The following is a 21,607-nucleotide window of genomic DNA, read 5'->3' as shown; positions in this document are numbered from 1 at the left end:
CGGTCAAACCGGGCGGGTATCAAAAATGGTATCCGCCCAGCCTCATTCCTCCTGGCATCAGTATGACTGGTGGCTCGTCAGGAAAATGATCCAACCTGCAGCCATCAACATACAGGCGGCAGAGATTGGGGCCCCCACGCGCGTAAAAGTCCCGAATGAAATCTTCACGCCGCAGCGCGCTGATTGCTCGACAACAATAATCCCTGCAAGGCTGCCAAAGATGATCAGGTTGCTGAAGAAACCTGTTCCCAGTGCCAAAGCAGCCCCCACGGCATTCACGTTTTCACCTGAATTCAGGAATGGGACCAGCAACATGACAGTAGGGTTGTTTCCAATAATATTACTCAAAGTTGCGCTCGTCAGAAACAGGGACAGGGGATCATTCAAATCAATTCCATAGCCATGAAGATGGTGTAGAATATTTTGTGGCAAACCTGTTTTTGATAATGCCGCGTTGACGATAAACAGACCTGATATCAACAATAAAAGATTTGCGTCAACTCTACGGAGAACATCATTCGATGAAATTTTTCTATTCAAAAGAAGAATTGCAGCAGCCGTCAACGCGACCAGCTCTTTTGGCCAAACATCCAAAACAAATGCGATAATCACGGAAATGGTTATAAATATTGCTTTGCAGGTCTCCTGAATATTTAAGGGAGTTTGCTCCGTTTTTGTTCCGGTTCTTTCCTTGGAAACTCCTGCATGTTCTAAAGTCCATTTTCCACGATACATCCAGGCAACAATCCCCCATACAATAGGCAAGGACAGCAAGGCCGGTATTCCAGCGACAGATAAAAAGCCTGTAAATGAAATCCCGAGTTCCTGGGCTGCAATCATATTTTGCGGGCTCCCAATTAAAGTCCCGGCTGATCCTGTATTGGCGGCAAAGCAAAAAGCCAGCAGAAACGGAACCGGATTAAGGCCACGCGCCAAAGTTACGGAGACCAGAAGAGGCGTCATGGCCACCACAACGACATCATTCGTCAGCAACGCTGACAGGCAACCGGACACCGCTACAAAGACGGCCAGAAGTGCTATTGGCCCTACAGAAAGCGTTGCAACCTTGCGTGCTGTCCATTCATAAAACCCGGATTCAGCGAAGGCACCCGACACGACCATCAAGCCGAAAAGCATACCGATGGTTCGATAATCGACTGCCACCCATGCAGCTTTGGCACCTATACTGCCCACAGCCATCATCGCCATGGCACCAATCATGGCCGCGCCTGTACGATCGACTTTGAAGCCGGGCAATTTGCCCAGCCCCATTGCCAGATAAACCATCAGGAAAATAAAAAGCGTTATATTCATCAATCATACCAGCCCAGAAACCGGGAATCTCAAATCCCAAACAAAAAGGCCGCCCCTGAGCCTCGGAATTAGATATTTTCCTTTTTCGCGTGATGATATTCTTTTCTGATTTTCTCAATATCAACAGTAGGTTCCGGAAATTTCAGGTCCATGTCCTGAAGGGTTTTCCAGATAATATTAGACACGGCAAGATTTCTGAACCATTTGTTATTGGATGGAATAATGTACCAAGGAGCATGCTTTGTTGAACATTTTTCCATCATGTCCTGATATGCGGCAGTATATTTATCCCAGTACTCCCGCTCCTTGTAATCAGCATCACTGATTTTCCACTGTCTGGCCGGATCATTCAGACGCTGACGAAAGCGTTCCAACTGTTCTTCCGGCGTAATATATAAGAAGAACTTCAGAATGGTCACATTGTTCGCAACCAGCATTTTTTCAAAATCGTTGATCAGGTCATAACGATTTGACCAGATTTTTTTGGGAACCAGATCATGCACTCTGGTTACCAACACATCTTCGTAATGCGATCGGTTAAACACACTGACCTGTCCTCGGGCAGGCGTATAAGGATGAACGCGCCATAAGAAATCATGGAGCTTTTCTTCTTCCGCTGGCTGTTTGAAGCCATGCACGGATGTGCCCTGAGGGTTCATCGCTTTCATGACGTGCCAACAGGTACCATCTTTACCAGCCGCATCAATTCCCTGAAGAACAATCAAAAGGGCATGCTTTTTTTCGGCATATAGTTTTTGCTGATAGGCGCTGACACGTGCCTGATGTTCTTCAATATCCTTGTCGGCGTCATGTTCTGTTTTGTAGTGAGCGTGATAAGATGCGTTGACATCTTTAAGGCGAACCGTGGTTCCCGGCTTGACGATCAATTTGCGACGCAAATCCATAACAGATATCCTTTTTTTAAATTTTATATTTAGTTGTGAATAACAGGCTGACCGAGTTTCAGGCTGTTCTCTTCGCGACGCTTTATTTGAGAACTGGAAACGATTTTGATGAGATCAATGATGACCATCCAGATCAGGGCATAGATCCAGACAACGCCAATCATGATCCATGGCAATGCGGGAACAAGAATACCAAAGACACAGAGCAACACAGCCACGATCTGCGTTCCAACCACTGCCAGAAATAGCGGACGACTGGGATAAGGCGGCCGAAAGATCATATGCCGCGTCCGCACGACGAACAGAAGCAGGTGGCCACCAGCAGCCAGCTGCAGAAAAATCATCGTTTGAAGATGAGCGGCCGTAAGAGGAACGATATCCATCAGCCAGGGCGTATGCATCCAGGCAATTCCGAGCAGCAAAAGACCAAAGCTTTCAGCCAGGGATGCAATGCCCATGATGGAAGAAAACGTAATGATGCGATGCATGTCCCAACGCACCGGCTCGGCAGAGGTTACGACGTTATCATAAGCAATCGTCATGATCGGAATATCGTCAAGCAGAGCCAGGACGACAATCATGATAGCTGTCAAAGGCTGAAAACCGAAGACGAGATACGAGGCGACAACAAGAAACATAATGTCGATCGTCATTGCGATACGATAATAGATATATGACGTAATACGCTCGAAAATCGCCCGGGCTTCCACTATCGCATTCACGATTGTCGAGAGCCCTGGCGCTGTCAGGACAAGCGCAGCTGCCGAACGGGCGGCGTCCGTTGCGCCGCTCACGGCGACACCACAGTCGGCCTGTTTGAGAGCAGGCGCGTCATTCACCCCGTCACCTGTCATGGCAACAATGTGCCCACGCTCCTGGAGGGCTTTGACAATTTCAAATTTATGCTCGGGGAAAACCCGCCCAAACCCATCTGCGGCTTCCACCGCACGTGCTGCATCAACCGGAATTTTATTCGGGTTCATATCAGATGAAAATATATCCGTCGCCTTCAGCAGATGCTCGCCCAGCCCCAGCTGGTGCGCAATTTCAGAGCCAATTGCGACATCGTCACCTGTGACCATTTTTACGGACAGGCCCAGCTTTTTCGCCTGAGCGATAGTCGCCGCCGCATCCGGACGAGGCGGATCCAGCATGGGCAGAAGCCCCAGCAAGGTCCAGCTCGTCCCGTCGTCATGCGAGACCGCCACACCCAGCGAGCGCGTACCGTGACTGGCCAGCTCCGAGACCTTGCCGAAATATTCCGTCGCTGGAGAGCTGTCGTTCGAGTCAACCGGCTCTTCTTTCATCCCGCACAGTGTCGCGATAACCTGTGGTGCCCCTTTGGCGTAACGGATCTTATGTCCGGCAGCATCCTGCACAATGCCGACTGTCTTCTTGTTGACGGGGTCGAACGGAATGAAATCCACCCGCTTGTATGCGGCCAGAGGATTGTTGTCAGGGAGTGCCTTGAGAACGGCAAGATCAATGGCATCCGTGCTTTCCGTCCGCGTCGCCAAGGCGGCGGCAATGACAAGATCGTCGGCCTTTGCGGTCCCAAAGGGAATCGGGGCTTGCAGTGTCAGCTTGTTCTGCGTGAGTGTTCCGGTCTTGTCCGAGCACAGCACATCAACGCCCGCCAGTTCTTCAATCGCGGACAGGCGTGAAACAATGGCCTTCTGTCGCGAAAGCGCAAGGGCTCCGAGCGCCATTGTCACAGACATGACCGCAGGCATGGCAACCGGCACGGAAGCCACAAGGAGCACCAGTACAAACTGTGCAATCGCCCCCGCCTCGCTCCAATGCCAGGCGCCGTTATGGGCCAGATCCCGCCAGAGCTGCGCCCCGACCAGCACAACGGCAAGCGCCGCCGCAAGGACAATCAGGAAGTCGCCGATACGCAGGACGGCCTGTTCTGCATGCGATTTACTACCCGCCGATGCGACCAGCTTTGCTGTACGACCAAAAAAGGTATTGTTTCCTGTCGCGACGACCAGACCAATCATGGACCCCTGACGCGCAATCGACCCGGAATAAGCGCCATCGCCGATTTTTTTCGAAACCGGCAAAGATTCGCCAGTCAGAGCCGCCTGATCGACAGACAGATATTTTCCGTCAATCAACAGAAGATCTGCGGGAACGATTTCTCCCGATGCAACCGTTACAACATCCCCCGGCACAAGATCAGTCGCATCGATGGCGGCCCATACCCCGTCGCGACATGCAGACGCCTTGAGAGCCAACCCTTTTTTGAGAGCAGCAAGTGCATTGGCTGCCTTGTTGTCCTGCCAGAATCCGATGGCCGCGTTGTAGAGAAGCAAGCCGGAAATAACGAAAAAATCCGGCCAGTCTGCGCGCAGAAAAGAGATAACCGCTGCAATTTCGATCATCCAGGGAATTGGTCCCCAGAAATAGCCGAGAAGCTTTTTCCAGCGGCTTTCTTCATGGGCCTGAATGGCATTCGGACCGTCTTTGGCAAGACGATCCTGAGCTTCCATCGACGTCAGCCCCTTGGAAGATGTTTTTAATTCTGAAATTTTTGCTGAAATTTCCGCTGCATCCAAAGTCGTCGAACGACCCGCCTGACCTGTCGCTTGTGCTTTCACAGACCCTTTAGGCGCAGTGGGTGCCTCAGGACTCAATGGAGGAGATGACATAACAAGCTCCAAAAAATATAAATGAATTTACTCTGCAATACCCGGAGAATATTTTATCGAAGTAGAATCATTCGTTAAAATGCGGAAAAATTTATTGCAATGACAAAAATAAATTTTTATCGGTTTGGAACTTTTATTATTAAAGTATTCCCATATATTATTGCATAGATATTTATGACTTTCATTGATTTGACTTTATTTAAGAATTCGTAAATTTTAAAAATATCTCAAAATTCCAAAAGGATATTTTCAAGTCTGGCTTCCCGTGAACCGCTTGATGTTCAATCTTCATGAAATGGGCGCATCTCTCTGGACATCGCTCCGGATACACGTTCTCCTGCCTTGAACGACACGCCCATACAGGGCGTTCATGCGTTATGACTGCCAACGAACGGCAACGCTGCAACGTGGATGCAAGGAACTCTGAAGCAATGGCCCATCTCAGTCCTCTGGCCGGAAAAACACTTTCCTCTTCCCAGCTCACCGACATTCCCACCCTGATCGCGGCCTATTATGATCGCAAACCCGATCCGGCCGTCTCCACGCAGCGCGTGTCGTTCGGAACCTCGGGCCATCGCGGCTCCTCGCTCCACACCAGTTTCAACGAAAACCATATCCTCGCTATCTGCGAGGCCATCTGTCGCCATCGCAAGGCCGAAGGAATTGATGGCCCCCTCTTTATCGGTATGGACAGCCACGCGCTTTCGGGGCCGGCACAGAAATCCGCAATCGAAGTGTTCGCGGCCCATGGCATTGACGTACGGATTGACGAACATGACGGCTATACGCCGACGCCGGTCATTTCCCATGCCATCCTGACCTACAACAAGGGCCGCACCACGGGCCTCGCCGATGGCGTGGTCATCACGCCATCCCATAACCCTCCGGCAGATGGCGGGTTCAAGTATAACCCGACCAATGGCGGCCCCGCAGATACATCCATTACCAAAGCCATTCAGGACATGGCCAACGACTTCCTCGCCAACGGCCTGAAAGACGTCAAACGCCTGCCCTATGAACAGGCGCGGCAGGAAGCCTGCATCCAGGGCTACGATTTCATCACACCTTATGTGAACGATCTGGATTCCGTCATCGACATGCAGGCCATTCGGGACGCCGGCGTTAAGATCGGCATCGACCCTCTGGGCGGCGCAGCCGTCGCGTACTGGAAGCCCATTATCGACCGCTATGGTCTCAATGCCACCATTGTCAGCGATGTGGTGGACCCCACCTTCTCTTTCATGACAGCCGACTGGGACGGACAGATCCGCATGGACTGCTCTTCCCCCTACGCCATGGCGCGCCTGATCGAGATGGGAGACCGCTTCGACGTGGCCTTCGCCAATGATACGGATGCGGACCGCCATGGCATCGTCGCCATGCCCGACGGCCTGATGAACCCGAACCACTATCTTGCTGTGGCCATTTCCTACCTGTTCCAGAACCGTCCGGACTGGAGCCCGGAACTCGGCGTGGGCAAGACACTCGTCAGCAGCGGCCTGATCGACCGTGTTGCTGCCGAGATGGGGCGCAAACTGGTCGAAGTCCCGGTTGGCCTGAAGTGGTTTGTCCCCGGCCTGATGGACGGATCTCTGGGTTTTGGCGGCGAGGAAAGCGCAGGCGCCACGTTCCTGCGACGCGACGGTTCAGTCTGGACCACCGATAAGGATGGCCTCATTCTGGGCCTGCTGGCGGCTGAAATTACGGCCAAGACCGGCAAGAACCCGAGCGTCCATTATCACGAGATCATCACCCGCCTCGGCACCCCATATTATGAGCGCATCGATGCGGCCGCCAATCCTGAACAGAAGGCCAAGCTCAGCAAGCTCGCGCCCGAACAGTTCCCGCTGGAGACGCTGGCCGGTGACAGGATCATCAGCAAGCTGACGCGCGCACCGGGTAATGATGCTCCGATCGGCGGGCTGAAAGTCGTCACCGAAAACGGCTGGTTCGCCGCCCGTCCGTCTGGCACGGAAGATGTCTACAAGATCTATGCAGAGAGTTTCGTCAGTGCGGATCACCTGCGCGCCATTCAGCAGGAAGCACAGGACGCCATTTCAAAAGTGTTCGCCGCCTGAAGCACGTTGCCCCCGGAGCAAACTCCGGGGGCAATGGCAGCGGGGCATAAGATCACGCGTCAGGACAGACTTTGTCCTGACGACGTGAATTCTCCTCAGTTGTAAACCAGTTCAAAATAGATGCTGCGGCCGTAATCTTCTTTTGCTTCCAGCCGATTGAGATGCTCGCCGTAATACATCCGCGTATGCGATCCGGCCAGATTATAGACTTCGTATTTCAGGCGAAGACTGTCCGTAATATCGTTCCAGGCTCCGATATCCAGACTTGGCTGCGAGCCGTAACCATACATCTGCGTCGGGTCGTCATTGAGGCCTTCAAGATACTTCGCGGAATACGAAAAGGACGCTTTGACGGCACCACGGATCTGCGGGATGTGCCATGTCACGCTACCATTAAAGACATATGAAGGCTGCTCGGTCAGCTGCTTCAGCTTGTATGAAACATTCACACCTTGATACGTCATCCGGCCGCGCATCCAGGTTCCGCTGGCATTGATGTCAAACGACTGCCTCCACGGTCCCTTGATGCTCTTATCCACCACCGAAACCTCGACCCCCATCAGAGACGAGTTGTTGGCGTTTCGTGGCTGCGTGACGTAGGTCAGCTCATCATTGATGATTTCCGTCGATCTGGTTGTATAGATGTCGTGTTTGATCATTTTGTCGAAGTAAGCGACACTGAAGACGCCTCTTCCACGATTGAAGAATTTATCGAGGGAAATATCGAAATTCTGCGCTTTGCGCGGCATCAGATTAGGATTTCCCCGTGACAGCGAGCAGTTGATATCTCCAGGCTGCGTATTCTGGGAGTCACCACAGCTATATTGTGCAGCCTGTGCAAGATCCGTTGGCTGCGGACGACCAACCGACTGACTATAAACTGCATGCAGAATCAGGTTCTTTGGAAATTCATGCACAAACGTCACGGAAGGGAGCGGATTGATGTAGCCACCCCGGTTTTTGTCAATTTTCCCTGTCGGGTTCGACGAACTGTCAGTACCTGGAATAAAGGCGTTGAAATTTACCGAGTCAGCACGAACACCGGCTATGATCTGTGAGTTCCGCCACTTGTAGTGCAGCGAGACATACCCATCAAAAAGCTGTTCCTGATACCGGAAATAGGCCAGCTGCGTGTAATTTTTGGATTTGGCCGGATCAAGGGTCTGCTTGTCCCAAGGGAAATTCGTCAGGTCAAAAAATGGTCCGTTCGGGTTCTGCATATCCGGAATGAACATGCTGGATGTCGCACTGCCACCGGGTTTGTACCAGAGCTGATCTGAAGAATTGGTGGCATTCAGACTTCTCCATTCAAAACCGCTCGCAAATCCAAATCCGTGAAAATCCGGACTGAGATTGCGGGTGTAATCCAGACGAACGTTCGTAACCCCTTCATGATCACGATCGTATTCCTGCTGAACTGTCTGGAACGCGTAACCGCTGTTGAGGAGTTTGTTCATGTCGATAATGTCGACGAGATTGGCCACGTTTTCCCGGTTGATCGTATAATCGGCGTAAACAGCGCCTTTCGCAGTCTCTTTCGGATACACCCGGGCAGTCACATAGGGTTCGTGATTATAATAATCTTCCCATGTGTATCCCGCACGCAATTTCAGCGTCGAGATATTGTCGTGCCAGCTCAGATTTCCCAGAACACCATTGGTATTCATCTGCCAGTTGTCTTTCCGGCCGATCGTCCGGGCACGGTAGATGTATTCACGGCCGGAAGTCGGGGTCTGGTTCCAGATCCCTGTATCATCAAGCAGGTATTCGTTGTGCTCCATAAAGGAATTTTCCCACCTCTCGTAAGCATATCCCATAACGGAGGCACTGAATCCGCTGTTTTCGGGATGCCATTCAAGACGCGCGGCGCCGCCCAGAGAATTCAGATTATTTGAATAACTTCCGCCATCGACATAGCGAGGGGCGGTCATGCCATTCCAGCCCGGCGTGCTTGGATCATTGGGGCTGAGGATTTTTCCCTTGGTATTATAATAATTGTAGCTGTCTTCCTGCCACTTCTTGGTCGTGTTCCGGGTCCGGCTCTGATACCGGAATGAGGTCATGATGCCGAATTCCTTGTGTTTCCCGAACCGGTCAGAGAAAACAGCCTTGGCGCCCTGTCCAAAATGCGGCGACATCCCGGGAATTCGGTTGGCGCCCGCCGATCCTTTTTCGGTTCCGTAAATCCCGTATGCATTGATGTATTTATAGAGCCCGTCATGGTCGAAGGCGCTGCGCGGATTCATGTTGATGACCGCACCGATAGCACCCCCATCCTGTTCAGCCGTAAAAGTTTTGTAAATATCGTCTTCCCCGGTCATTTCGGCCGGAATGTTCTGCATATTCACGCGCCTGCGGATGCTGCCGCCGTCACTGATACTTGCAAGCGTCATACCATCCAGTGTCGTCTGGTTAAGATCCGAGGAGACGCCGCGCACGCTGATATAACGCGGTTCATCGCCATTACGGATCCCCGTGACACCCGGAAGCTGCGTCAGCAACTGGGCCATGGACGTCGCCCCGCCCAGATTGGACGCATCATCATAAGTGATCGAATCAACGACACCTGCAAAATTACGCTTGGTCCGCAATTCATGGCGACTTCCCCTTACAGTCAGGTTGTCCACCATATCAGCTTCAGAACTGGTCGATTTTCTGGAAGCCCCTGCACGCAAGGTGATGTTTTTCGGATTGGATACCTCAACCTTGAAGGCATGTTTGCCAAGAAGCCTGCGCAGGGCCTTCAGATTGTCCATTTTCCCGTAAAGGGGGGCAGAGCGCAGACCGTTTGCCGCATTGGCATCGAAGGCGACATGCACACCGGTCTGCCGGCTAAAAGCCGTCAGAGCGGATGTCAGGGACTGGGCAGGGAGAGAAAAAACGTTCTGTGAATCCTGAGCGAAAGCAACAACAGGCACAAGACACGGAACGGAAACTGAAATCGCAAACGCGAAAGACCGACTTGAGAAAGACATTCTGGAGCCTTGAACTGGAATAAACGGAGATCTACTCTCGCTGCGCGGGACATTTACTGGTTTCTGATTATTTCTCTTGTTAATCTTTTGTTTCATTTAACGTTCTGTAATGACATTTTCTGTCAATTTTGCACTAGCCCACGATATTTTCTGGTTCTAGATCTTCCAAATAAAGCGTGACTTTCCCGCTACGGGGAATGCGACAGGGCGAAAAACCCTTTCAGTATATTTTGTAAAAATTTATCACGCTTATTTGAAATTACGCGAAACAGGAAAGAACTCATCGGACTTTATTACAGTCACCTGAATATGATTTTCGTCATATCCGGAATGCCCATAATAGTCTCTTCCGAACCTCACTGTTTACTGCCGTGGCGAGGCGTGAACAGCTTTTCCCCGTGTATCTTTTTCTGATGCCCGTCCCCTCAACGGAGGCCTGAAAACCGATGCTGTCTCGACCTGAAATCCTGATTGTCGGAGGTGGTGTTGCCGGCCTTTCTCTCGCAACACGCCTCGGAAAGTCGATGGGGAAACCCGGAAAAGCGCGTATCACGCTGATCGACAAAAGCTTCTCCCATGTCTGGAAACCAATGCTGCACTGCTTTGCCTCCGGCACGCTCAGCAATGAAAACGACAAGGTGAATTTCATCTCACAGGCCAGCGGTCATCATTTTGAGTTCTGGCCCGGCGAAGTTGCTTCCATTGACCGCGAAAACCGCGAAGTGATCCTCAGCCCGCTTCTGGAAGCCGACGGTTCGGTCATTCTGGAAAGCCGCCGCATGAAGTATGACACCATCGTCATTGCGATCGGCAGTTGCGCCAATGATTTCGGCACGCCGGGCGTTAAAGATCACTGCATGTCCATCGACAATCTCGTGGAGGCCAACGCTTTCAACGAGAAATTCCGTATGGAACTGCTTCGCGCGTTCGCCAACACCTCGGAACTGGACATCGCGATTGTCGGGGGCGGTGCGACCGGCGTTCAGCTTGCCGCGGAACTGCACAAGGCTCTGGAGATCGTTGGACCCTATAATCTGCACGCTTTCGGCAAGGCGCCCCCCAAGCTGCATGTCACGCTGCTTCAGTCAGGCGCGCGTATCCTTCCCGCTTTTCCGGAATCCGTTTCTGCGGCTGCCCAGAAGGAACTTGAGCATATCGGCGTGACCGTTCAGACCAATGCCCGCGTTGCGGGGGCGGATGCCCACGGCTTTATTCTGAAAGACGGATCCTACGTCCCCGCCAAGCTGCGTGTCTGGGCGGCAGGCGTCAAAGCCCCCGAAGTCACCACCGCCTATGGCGGACTGACGATCAACCGCACTGGTCAGATCCTCGTCAATCCGAACCTCTCATCCATTGATGACGAACGTATTTTCGCGCTTGGAGACTGCTCTTTCATTCAGGATGACCCCCTGCCCGCCACGGCTCAGGTCGCGGGACAGCAGGCCAAACATCTTGCCCGGTATCTCCCCGCATGGATCGAACATGGGCGGAAAGTCCCAGGCTGCGTCTTCCATAACAAGGGTGCGATCGTGGCTCTTGGAAAATATAACGGCTGGGCGGCCCTCCCCGGCGGCACCGTCTGGGGCGGAGGCATTTCACACGGCTTCTCGGCACGCATGGCGCATCTGATGCTCTACCGGCAGCACCAGATGGAACTTTTCGGCTATTACCGGGGTCTGATGTCCTGTTATTCGGACTGGGTCGAAACCTTTGTCCGCCCCTCAGTCCGGCTGGACTGAGGAGAAGCAGGCCCCCTTACATCATGACGTGCAAAACCGTTCCGTAGAGTTTTCCCGGAACTCAGGCGCTCTGGCTTCCGCGGATCAGACGATGGATGAAGGCAAGCTTGTGCATGACTCCTGCCGTCAGCACGAACGGATAGAAATCCGCTAGCCCCATCGAGCGGTTCAGGCTGTTTACCGCATAGGTCAGGGGCAGCCAGGCCTGCATGATGTCTTCGAAAGACGCTTCCGTATAAGGATCTCCCAGCGTCCGACCAGAAGCATGACCGATCCCCTCAAGCCGCGGATTCACGCTGACTCCGAAGGCACACGCAGTCTCGAGCGTAGAGACGATATGCAGGTAATGCGCCCAGGTTTCCGCAAAATCTTCCCAAGGGTGAGAGGTCGCATAGACGCTGACATGGCTCTCCTGCCATTTGGGCGGTGCAGGGCTGTCATAATAGACCTGAAGCGCCTGCTGGTAATCCGCCCTGTCATCTCCGAAGACGGCCCGGCACTCATCCAGTTTTCCGGCATCACGCACCAGAAGATTCCAATAATAATGTCCGATCTCATGCCGGAAATGCCCCAGGAGCGTACGGTAATACTCTCCCATCTCGATCCGCATCCGCTCACGGGACGCATCATCGGCTTCACGGATCGCAAGAGTGATGACGCCGTTGGAGTGCCCCGTCATGACGGATGAAGAGCCATCGGGCGCATCATCAAGGAAGTCGAACACCAGCCCGTTTTCAGGGTCCTGCCGCCGATTCCGGATGGGCAGCTTCAGGCGCAGCAGCGTGTAGAACAGGCGGTGCTTGGCGACTTCTATTTTCCGCCACCGCTCAAGGTTTTCAGCCGTATCAAGGCTTGGGATCGTACGGTTGAAACTGCACGCAAAACAGAACGGCCTGCCATTATTGGGATCAGGCTCTGTCAACCAGTTGCAGACGCCATAGTCGTGATTGGAGCAGTAGAGCACGCTTTCCTGACGGGCCGAAGGCTCCAGCGGACGCCACAAGCGTTCTCCAGCCGGGTCCAGCGCAGTCAGCAGCGACTGTTCTGGCAGATACCCGATCGGATGGCGGCAATGCTCGCAAACCGTGTTTTCAAAAAAGAGAATCTGTCCGCAGGACTGGCACTCAAAGAGCTTCATAGGATCGCATTACACCGGGTTGCCCGATCATGACCAGTTCCGGGGTATCGCTCCCGGACAGAAAAGGCTCCGCCCGCATCGTCACATCAAACGTCGCGCGGCACCGGTCGAGCATTCCTGAAATGGGCGCGGCCTCCTCAGGGCGGCCGGCAACCGCCAGCGGAATGTGATGCTGCGCCACCGTGAGCCCGGACGTGGTGTCAAAACCGACCCAGCCGCTCTCCGGAATCCAGGCCTCGGCCCAGGCATGCAGGTCACAGCTCAGGCCTTCGGCGTCATCCGGCTGGATCAGATAGCCGGACACGAACCGCGCCGAAAACCCCAGATGCCGCAGGACCGTCACCAGAAGCCATGCGCTGTCACGGCATGAACCGCTTTCCCGCCGCAACGTCTCTTCCGGTGCCCACACGCCCGGCTCAAGCCTGCGCTGATAGGTCAGACGCTCCGCCACGGCACGGTTGAGGTCCGCCACCACGGATGGGGCCCTCTGCTCACCCGCCACCCGCCAGGCCTCGACAAACCGGGACACCTGCGTCCCAGCCGCATCCACATCCCGGTAGGCCGCACAGAGCGGCATTTCCACCCCTTCGGCCGCATTCTGCCGGCTGCCCAGATCTACGTCCATGCTGACCGATACATCAAACGCCGTCACACGCTCCGGAACCCGGATTTCCGCCACGCGATTGCCATACGCATCCTGACGCCACAGCACATCCGCATTGTCCGGCGACACGTCGAGCGCATAATTCCGGATAATTGGCTCCACCCGGGACACCGGGCACAGCCGCACGGTCTGGCGTCCCAGAAAGACAGGCCGGTCATACTGATATCGGGTATGGTGGCGCAGTATGACGCGGGAATTCATGCTTGGCAGGCCCTGTGGACAATCAGTTTCAGAAACGCGTTCCAGGCACAGGATTTTCGGGCCATCCCGCTCCGGCAACCACCGGGTCTGATGGCAGTTCAGAACATTACCCTATCAGCCCTGTCGGGAACCGCAACAATTTCCACCAGACTTTTCCTGATCTGTCCAAACGCCAAATTTCACGCTTGGCAAAGCGCCGGAATCTTGCTCCGTTAATAAACTATCGTAATGAACCGGCACGGCTGATCGGATTTTCCCTCAGCACACAGGGTCGGGGAAAAACAGGGTGTGAGGCAGAGAATGAACAAGCCGGTTTTGCAGTCTCCCAATCCCTCCGCGACCACTCCCTCCACGAACAGTCTCTCCGCACTGCCCCCCGCGAAGGCTGCGGCAGGCATTTTCGCCGCCTATGACACGCCGGTTTTCTTTTGCGAACTCATGCGCCGGACGGACGAAATGCCGTCGTCGCTCAGGACCGTGCGCGACCGTCTGGCCGGTTTTGATCTGTCGGAACTGCGTCATCGCACCAGCACTGCCGAGACCCAGCTCTATCGACTGGGCATCACCTTCACCGTCTATTCCGACCGCGAAGCGATCGACCGCATTCTCCCCTTCGATATGATCCCGCGCGTTCTGACGGCCTCGGAATGGGAGCATATCGACCGCGGCGTGCAGCAGCGCGTCAGGGCCCTCAACCTGTTCCTGCGCGACATCTACCACGAGCGTCATGTCCTGCGGGACGGCATCATTCCGGCCAGTCTGGTGCTCGGCAACCCCAATTACTGCGAAGCCATGGTCGGCGTCCGCGTTCCGGGGGACGTCTACGTCCATATTAACGGAACCGACCTGATCCGCGACAGCAGTGGCCGTTTCATGGTCCTGGAAGACAATGCGCGCACGCCGTCGGGCGTCTCCTATGTCATCGAGAACCGGCACATGATGCTGCGCCTGATGCCCGACCTTGCCTCAGGCATGCCGCTGCGTTCGGTTGAGGAATACGGCCTCAAGCTGCATCAGACCCTGTGCGAGGTCGCGCCCGAGGGCGTGACCGATCCGCAGGTCGTCCTGTTCTCGCCGGGCATCTACAATTCCGCCTATTTCGAACATGTCTTTCTGGCCCGCGAGATGGGCGTGCCCCTCGTCGAAGGCCGGGACCTGATCGTCGAGAACCATCGCGTCTACATGCGCACGGTCGCAGGCCTCCGCCCCGTCCATTCGATCTATCGTCGCCTCAATGACGAGTATCTGGACCCGCTGGCGTTCAATCCGGACAGCATGCTCGGCGTGCCCGGTCTCGTAGAGGCCTATCGCCGTGGAAATGTCACCTTGGCCAATGCGCTGGGAACGGGAGTTGCGGACGACAAGGCCGTCTATGCCTACATGCCCCGTCTCATCCGCTATTATCTTGGCGAAGACCCGATCCTCGACAGCGTCCAGACTCATATCTGCGCCGAGCCGGAGGGACTGGCCTACACGCTCGCCAACATGGACAAACTCGTTATCAAGCCCGTCGGCGAGTCGGGCGGGTATGGTCTGCTGATCGGCTCGCAGGCCACGCAGACCGAACTGGACGAATTCCGCGCCAAGCTGCTCGAAGATCCCTCCAATTATATCAGCCAGCCCGTCATCGACCTCTCGGTCTCCCCCACGCTCTGTCCCAGCGGCGTGGAGGCGCGGCACGTGGATCTGAGACCCTTTGCACTGACGGGGAAAAACACATGGGTCCTCCCCGGCGGTCTGTCCCGCGTAGCCCTTCGCAAAGGCTCGCTGGTCGTTAATTCTTCACAGGGCGGCGGCTCGAAAGACACCTGGGTGATGGCCCGATGACACAGACTGGCACACGCTTTCCCGCCATGCTCGCCAATCTTAACACGCTGCTGTCGCGCTATGGCGAAAGCATGATGTGGCTCGCCCGCTATATGGAGCGGATCGAGAATCTCGCCCGTATTCTGGAAGTGACGGAAGCCTTCGTCCGCAATCCCGACGGCAGTCCGGGATGGGATTCCATCCTTCAGATCAACTCGGATGAGGAGCGCTATGCCGCCCTCTATGCGCTGCCCGCGACGGAAGACAATATCCTCGCCTTCTACATCACGGAAAATACCAACCCCACCTCCATCCGCGCCATGGCGCACATGGTTCGGGAAAACGCCCGTTCGGCGCGCCCGCTGATCTCAACTGAAATGTGGATGCAGCTCAACATCTTCACCCAGAGCATGATGGAGCTTTCAACGCCCGACATCCGCCGTAATGGCCTGTCCGGGCTGTGCAACCGCATTAAACAGGACTGCCAGACGCATTTCGGCGTCACCGAGGGCACGCTGTACCGCGATCAGGCATGGCTGTTCTATCTGCTGGGGAAATATCTGGAGCGTTCCGACCAGATCACCCGTCTGATCGACATCCGCTATCACACGCTGCTGCCCGGCGGCGAAACCTTCGGCTCGCAGCTGGATCTGACGCAGTGGGGGTCCGTCCTGCGCTCGGCCGCCGCCTATCACGCCTTCCGCCGCCTCCAGCCCGTGACAACCACACCCGCCAATGTCGTGGGATTTCTGCTCAAGAACGAGGGCTTTCCGCGGTCGCTGATGCTCAATCTGCGGCAGGTGGAAAGCACGCTGAACGCCCTGTCCACACACTACAATCTCCGCCACCAGTGCGGGCCGCTTCAGGAACGCATCATTAATCTAAGAGCCACGCTCGAAGACCAGACGGCCGAGGACATCATTTCCCGCGGACTGCATGAATATATGACCTACATCCAGGACGAACTCTCAGCCCTGCAGGCGGAAGTCTCCGTCACATTCTGGCCGGCCGCCCCGGTCATAACGCGGCAGAAGGCCCTCAGTCCGGAGTAACTCCGGAACCGGGACGGGGCACGTCCGCAATCTTCAGGGCTATGCCTGCATCCCGCAAAAGCCCGGCGCGGACGGGATCAATCCCGTCATCGGTAATCACGACATCAAATTCGGACAGGAGCGCCAGCCGGTTCATGGCCGAAGTGTCGAACTTCCGGCTGTCCGCCAGCAGAACGCGGCAATCCGCAACGTCCATAAGGGCACGCTTGGCCTGGATGATGTCCTCGACCTGATGATAGACCGCCATTCCAGAGACTGCCGCTGCCGACACGAATGCCGTGTTGATCCGCATGGACCTCACGGCCTGTTCGCAGATCCTGCCCACAAAGGCGTCGAACGTCGGACTGTAACGCCCCCCGAGACCAATCAACCCGACCGTCTCGCAAGGCCCCAGACGGCTGACGAGCCCACGGCTGTTCGTCACGACTGTCAATCCGGCAATGTCGGACAGTCTGTCTGCCATTGCTCCGGCAGTCGTGGAATCATCGAGCGCTATGGTGTCGCCCTGGCTGACCATGGAGGCGGCCAGCGTCGCAATCGCCTGTTTTTCGGCAACAGCCTGTCCTCTTCGATACATCACGCTGCCCGCTGCGCTGATGTTCGGAAGAGCCGTAATATCTGTGCCGACCCGCCGCACCAGCCCCTGCGCGCAGAGTACCAGCAGATCCCGGTTGATCGACGCCCGACTGAGCGAAAAGCGCTTCAGCAGGTCCGCGACCGGCACCACGCCATGTTCGGTGACATAATCAAGGATCCCGCGCCGGCGGCCGGACAGTGCCTGCCCTTCCGTAAGCAGGGCATTCATCATGCAGGAACCTTCGGAGACACCACGTCACGCACACTCTCGACCAGATCCATAAAATCCGCAGGATCCCAGCCTGCCCGGCCAATCAGCACGCCATCCACATCCGGCAGGGCCACATAATCGCGGATATTGCCCCGCGAAACGCTCCCGCCATAAAGCAGCGGAATCCGCACGGAGCTGCCCTGACCCACGATCCCCTGCACGACGCCGCGCAGCGTCGTATGGATCTGCGAGACGAAAGCCGGTTCGGCGGGACGGCCTGCCGCTCCAATGGCCCAGACGGGCTCATAGACCACCAGAACCCGTTCAAGGTCTTCCTGTGAAACCCCGTGCAGCGCGATTTTCGTCTGCCGCGCCAGAGTCTCCTGCGAAACGCCGAATTCATATTCGTCCAGCGTATCGCCAATGCAGATCAGGGGACGCAGACCATGCCGGAGCGCTGCGCGGACCTTCAGATTGACCGTCCAGTCCGTCTCCCCGAAGTGCAGCCGACGCTCCGAATGCCCCAATACAACAATGGACGCACCGCATTCAGCGATCATCGGCGCGGAAATTTCGCCCGTCCACGCCCCGTTCTCTTCCCAGTACATGTTCTGCGCGCCAACCATCAGGGGACTGTCCTGAAGGACCGCTCCCACATCCCGCAGAGACGTGGCGGGCGGGGCCAGAAAACACCGGACGCCTTCGGGGGGCCGAAAAAACGCGAGGGCCCGGGCGTCCGCAATGGCTGCGGCCGGCCCCTTGTTCATTTTCCAGTTCGTCCCGATCCAGATGCTTTTCTGACTCACAATGCCTCTCCCGACAGCTTTCCGACCTGCTGAATCGTCACGACGACTCTCCCGCCCCCAGAGCGGCCAGCAATCTCTTTAGCGTTAAACAATAACGAAAAAAACGTCATGTGTCTCATGAATAACGATACATCTCGCAACTCCGGGTCAGCCTAGCGCAGAACGGGCCGCCTCTTTCCAGCATCCGTCATGTTGCCAACCCGCCTCCGCGCGCCCATACAGGCAACACGATACTGCAGGTCCCACCCGGGATGGCCTCGCTGATTTTTGCTGGAATTCAGCCGCCCGGCGTATATGGCCTGCTTCTGGAAACGGAGCACGCACATGACCCGAGAAACAGCCGCAACCGTTTTCCTGATGGCCCGGAACATTCCCTTCAGCATTCATGATTATGACTATGCCCCTAATGGCGGCCTGATCGGAATGCAGGCTGCGGATGCGATCGGCGTGCCACCTGAAGACGTGCTCAAGACGCTGGTTGTCGAAGTGGACAAGAAACAGGCGGTCTGCGTCGTGGCCCCTGCGCATCAGCGCATGAATCTCAAGAAGGTCGCCGCCCTGTTCGACGGGCGCAATGCCCGCATGATGAGCCCTGAAAAGGCGCATGATCTAACCGGCTTCGAGTCCGGCGGAACCAGCCCGTTCGGATCGAAAACGCCGATCCCGGTCGTCCTGTCACAGGACGCAATGCCGCGTGCGCATGTCTATATCAATGCGGGCGGTCAGGGGTTGGTCGTGCGGATCACGCCCGCGGATGCGCAGCGCGCCACGGATGCCACGGTTGCCGATATCGCCGCAGACCGAGCCCCATGAGCGTTTCCGACAATGCCGCAACGCGCAAGCTCTCCCCCGAGCTTGCACTGTCCGGACCACAGATGGATCTGCTGCATCGCGTGGTTTCATTCTGCGAACGCCACCGAAAGGACGACAGCGCCCTTTTCATTATTGAAGGCGCGGCAGGCACAGGAAAAAGCGTCGTCCTGAATGCGATCTTCAATACGCTCCAGACCCGGGCGCGGAGCGGCTCACCTGCCGATCCACTGAAGGATCTGCGGAACATGCTGATCGTCAACCATCCGGAAATGCTCAAGCTCTATCGCAACATCGCGGCCACGATGCCAAACCTGCGCAAAAGCGATTACGAGCGCCCGACAACGTTCATCAATAAATCCGCAAAGACCGGAAAACACGCAGATATCGTTCTGGTGGACGAAGCGCACCTGCTCCTGACGCGACCGGACCGGTACAATCATTTTTCCCAGCAGAACCATCTGGAGGAACTCCTGCGCTGGGCACGGATCGTGGTGGTCGTGTTTGATCCGTTACAGGTACTGAAATTCAAGAGCCACTGGTCTACCGATCTTCTTGAGAGCTTCCGCAAAGGCCGTCCCTCCGAAACCTTCCATCTCGAAACCCAGTTCCGTGTTGCGGCCAGTGCAGCCACATGTTCGTGGATTGACGCTCTGGGACAGGGCAGGATCCTGCCACGCCCGCAAGATCCGGGCTTCGATCTGCGGATCTATGACGACTGTGCGAAGCTTTACGCGGATCTGCGTGACTGCAACGCAAAACACGGCCTCTGTCGTCTGCTCTCGACCTATGACTATCCCTACACGCTCAATGGTGAAGACCATTTTATCACCGAAGGTGCTTTCCATCTGCGCTGGGACCGCTCCCTGCCAAGCGAAAAACTGCCCTGGGCCGAGCGCCCCGATACGATTGACGAGGTGGGGTCTGTCTATACCATTCAGGGGTTCGACCTGAATTATGCCGGCGTCATCCTTGGGCCTTCACTGTTTTACGACGCAGAACACGACCAGATCGGCGTACGGCCAGAGCGGTATGAAGACACCGCGGCCTTTCAAGGGCGAAAGGGGATCACTGCACCCGAAGAAGCAAAAAAGCGCGTTATTCTCAACGCCCTGAACGTCATCCTCACGCGCGGCATTCATGGGCTGTTCCTGTATGCCCATGATCCTGCCCTGCGAAACCGGCTCCTGCAACGCTGATCTTCCGCATTCACGTGGGCGTGGGTTGTCATGGCGCAGCCATTCTGTTCCTTTACCGGTAAAGGAGACTTAACCATGGCTCGTCAGACATTTCTGGCTTTCGCTTTCAGCGTCGGTATTTCATCTCTCACCACCGCGTCCCCTCTTCTCGCCGCAGAAACCGTGGACAAAGGCACGCTTTCATCCGGCAATGTGCAGGTCATCGGACGGTTTTCCAACGCCCAGCCCTCCGGCATTGCCGTTCTGCCTGATGGGCGCATGGTGCTCGGCTTCCCCCGCAGCGCCCATGAACATTCGGGGGCCAAACTTGCGCTGTATGCGAAAGGCAAGCTGACCCCCTTCCCCGATGCCGCCTCACAGGAGCAGTTCGTCTCTCCGCTTGGCATGACGGTGGATGCCAACGGACAGCTCTGGGTACTGGATGAAGGCATGGTGTCTGGCACGGGAACCGTGGCGGGTGCACAGAAGCTGTTCCGGATAGACCCCGCCAGCGGGAAAATCGCGCAGGTTATCCCGCTTGGCGCTCCGGCACTTCTGCCAGACAGCCACCTCAATGACGTCCGCATTGACCTGACCCATGGCAAAGCGGGCAGCGCGTTCATTTCGGACACTTCCGTCGATGTGCATCCCGCACTGATTGTCGTCGATCTGGCTACAGGACATCAGCGTCGCATTCTCGCGGACACGGTCTCCGTCATGCCCGTCCAGGGCTTTGTGGCCATGATGGATGGCGTGACAGGGCGTTATGATCCATCACATGCCATCGTCCCTCAGGGCGGGGTGAACGGCATTGCCATCAGTCCCGATCAGCAGACGCTTTACTGGCAGCCGCTGAGCAGCCGCCGCCTCTATTCCGCGCCCACCGCCGTCCTGTCCGATCCGAAAACCAGCGAAACCGATCTGGAGCGGGCCGTAAAGGATGAAGGCGAAACCGGGATGAGCGATGGCATAGCCACCGGCCCGGATGGATCGCTCTACATCACGGATAACGAACGTCACGCAATCCTGAGACACCGTCCTGACGGTCAGATCTCGGTCGTTGCCCATGATCCGCGCCTGACTGAACCCGATGGCCTAACCTACGCCAATGGCGCGCTCTATGGCACAGTTGGGCAGTGGGCGCGTCTGCCGGTATTTCATGACGGTAAAGACCTCGAAGTCATGCCATATATTGTCGTGAAGATCGCGCCTCTTGACTGAAACCACATTCCCCCCGGAGGCGCTCCCCAGCCCTCCGGCACTGCCGTTCCATAACTTCTGCAATCCCCCCTTTGATCCAACCAGAGAAATGCATGAAAGAGCAATTTCAGAGAGGCCGGAGTTCTCTTCCAGAATTTTTACTGCTCTATATTCGTAAATCGTATACCTTTATCGACTGAAAATCCAAAACCAACCCGGAATAGAAAACACAGAGACACCTGCTTATACTGACAAAATCATTTTGCCATAGAGTGTTTCCTGAGGCGCTACAAAAGCACA

Annotated in this window: 15 protein-coding genes; 7 read left to right on the top strand and 8 right to left on the bottom strand. The window is 55.7% G+C overall.

Annotated features, from left to right (window positions below; all coding sequences use genetic code 11):
• Nucleotides 1-57: 57 nt before the first annotated feature.
• From GAL01_RS03780 to GAL01_RS03770, 3 genes are all read right to left on the bottom strand, one after another.
• Entirely contained in the window at nt 58-1,314 is a 1,257-nt protein-coding gene (locus GAL01_RS03780; protein ID WP_062029375.1) for an ArsB/NhaD family transporter, read from the bottom strand.
• Between the two features lie 68 nt (nt 1,315-1,382).
• A complete protein-coding gene (locus GAL01_RS03775) occupies nt 1,383-2,219 on the bottom strand; it encodes a polyphosphate kinase 2 family protein (protein WP_062029377.1) in 837 nt (278 codons plus the stop codon).
• A gap of 29 nt (nt 2,220-2,248) precedes the next feature.
• Entirely contained in the window at nt 2,249-4,873 is a 2,625-nt protein-coding gene (locus tag GAL01_RS03770; protein ID WP_062029379.1) for a plasma-membrane proton-efflux P-type ATPase, read from the bottom strand.
• A gap of 431 nt (nt 4,874-5,304) precedes the next feature.
• On the opposite strand from GAL01_RS03770, the gene pgm reads away from it, so the two are divergent.
• A complete protein-coding gene (pgm, locus tag GAL01_RS03765; protein ID WP_062029381.1) occupies nt 5,305-6,951 on the top strand; it encodes a phosphoglucomutase (alpha-D-glucose-1,6-bisphosphate-dependent) in 1,647 nt (548 codons plus the stop codon).
• 95 nt (nt 6,952-7,046) lie between these two features.
• On the opposite strand, the gene GAL01_RS03760 is transcribed toward pgm, so the two are convergent.
• The gene (locus GAL01_RS03760) at nt 7,047-9,926 is read right to left on the bottom strand and encodes an outer membrane beta-barrel protein (RefSeq protein WP_062029382.1); all 2,880 of its coding nucleotides are present in this window, start codon (nt 9,924-9,926) and stop codon (nt 7,047-7,049) included.
• Nucleotides 9,927-10,372: 446 nt separating this feature from the next.
• Here GAL01_RS03760 and GAL01_RS03755 point away from each other — a divergent pair, with 446 nt between their 5' ends.
• The gene (locus tag GAL01_RS03755) at nt 10,373-11,665 is read left to right on the top strand and encodes an NAD(P)/FAD-dependent oxidoreductase (RefSeq protein WP_062029383.1); all 1,293 of its coding nucleotides are present in this window, start codon (nt 10,373-10,375) and stop codon (nt 11,663-11,665) included.
• Between the two features lie 61 nt (nt 11,666-11,726).
• On the opposite strand, the gene GAL01_RS03750 is transcribed toward GAL01_RS03755, so the two are convergent.
• Together GAL01_RS03750 and GAL01_RS03745 are read right to left on the bottom strand one after the other, a co-directional pair.
• Entirely contained in the window at nt 11,727-12,803 is a 1,077-nt protein-coding gene (locus GAL01_RS03750) for a zinc-binding metallopeptidase family protein (RefSeq protein ID WP_062029389.1), read from the bottom strand.
• On the bottom strand, nt 12,790-13,668 hold the full coding sequence (locus GAL01_RS03745) for a transglutaminase family protein (RefSeq protein WP_082790691.1): 879 nt from the start codon (nt 13,666-13,668) through the stop codon (nt 12,790-12,792). Before GAL01_RS03745 ends, GAL01_RS03750 begins: the two co-directional genes overlap by 14 nt.
• Before the next feature lie 300 nt (nt 13,669-13,968).
• Between GAL01_RS03745 and GAL01_RS03740 the strand changes: the two genes are divergently transcribed.
• Nucleotides 13,969-15,495 carry a circularly permuted type 2 ATP-grasp protein gene (locus GAL01_RS03740; RefSeq protein ID WP_062029391.1) on the top strand — a complete coding sequence of 509 codons (1,527 nt, stop codon included), beginning with the start codon at nt 13,969-13,971 and terminating at the stop codon, nt 15,493-15,495.
• On the top strand, nt 15,492-16,526 hold the full coding sequence (locus GAL01_RS03735; RefSeq protein WP_231865291.1) for an alpha-E domain-containing protein: 1,035 nt from the start codon (nt 15,492-15,494) through the stop codon (nt 16,524-16,526). Before GAL01_RS03740 ends, GAL01_RS03735 begins: the two co-directional genes overlap by 4 nt.
• On the opposite strand, the gene GAL01_RS03730 is transcribed toward GAL01_RS03735, so the two are convergent.
• Nucleotides 16,513-17,334, bottom strand: coding sequence for a DeoR/GlpR family DNA-binding transcription regulator (locus tag GAL01_RS03730; RefSeq protein ID WP_062029393.1), 822 nt, complete (start codon nt 17,332-17,334; stop codon nt 16,513-16,515). The two genes, GAL01_RS03735 and GAL01_RS03730, sit on opposite strands and share 14 nt — an antisense overlap.
• Nucleotides 17,331-18,119 (bottom strand): triose-phosphate isomerase, encoded by a 789-nt coding sequence (locus GAL01_RS03725; protein ID WP_373317651.1) that lies wholly within the window; start codon nt 18,117-18,119, stop codon nt 17,331-17,333. The genes GAL01_RS03730 and GAL01_RS03725 overlap by 4 nt, the downstream gene beginning before the upstream one ends.
• Before the next feature lie 324 nt (nt 18,120-18,443).
• Here GAL01_RS03725 and GAL01_RS03720 point away from each other — a divergent pair, with 324 nt between their 5' ends.
• The 3 genes from GAL01_RS03720 to GAL01_RS03710 all read left to right on the top strand — a co-directional run bounded on the left by GAL01_RS03720 (nt 18,444) and on the right by GAL01_RS03710 (nt 21,328).
• The gene (locus tag GAL01_RS03720; RefSeq protein ID WP_062029396.1) at nt 18,444-18,932 is read left to right on the top strand and encodes a YbaK/EbsC family protein; all 489 of its coding nucleotides are present in this window, start codon (nt 18,444-18,446) and stop codon (nt 18,930-18,932) included.
• Entirely contained in the window at nt 18,929-20,128 is a 1,200-nt protein-coding gene (locus GAL01_RS03715; RefSeq protein WP_062029397.1) for a DUF2075 domain-containing protein, read from the top strand. The genes GAL01_RS03720 and GAL01_RS03715 overlap by 4 nt, the downstream gene beginning before the upstream one ends.
• Nucleotides 20,129-20,203: 75 nt before the next feature.
• Nucleotides 20,204-21,328 (top strand): SMP-30/gluconolactonase/LRE family protein, encoded by a 1,125-nt coding sequence (locus GAL01_RS03710; protein WP_062029400.1) that lies wholly within the window; start codon nt 20,204-20,206, stop codon nt 21,326-21,328.
• The last annotated feature ends 279 nt before the right edge of the window (nt 21,329-21,607 follow it).

Source organism: Gluconobacter albidus (assembly GCF_002723915.1).
GTDB classification, from domain to species: domain Bacteria; phylum Pseudomonadota; class Alphaproteobacteria; order Acetobacterales; family Acetobacteraceae; genus Gluconobacter; species Gluconobacter albidus.
The sequence above is the reverse complement of the archived record's forward strand: the minus strand, read 5'-3'. Positions and strand labels throughout refer to the sequence as shown.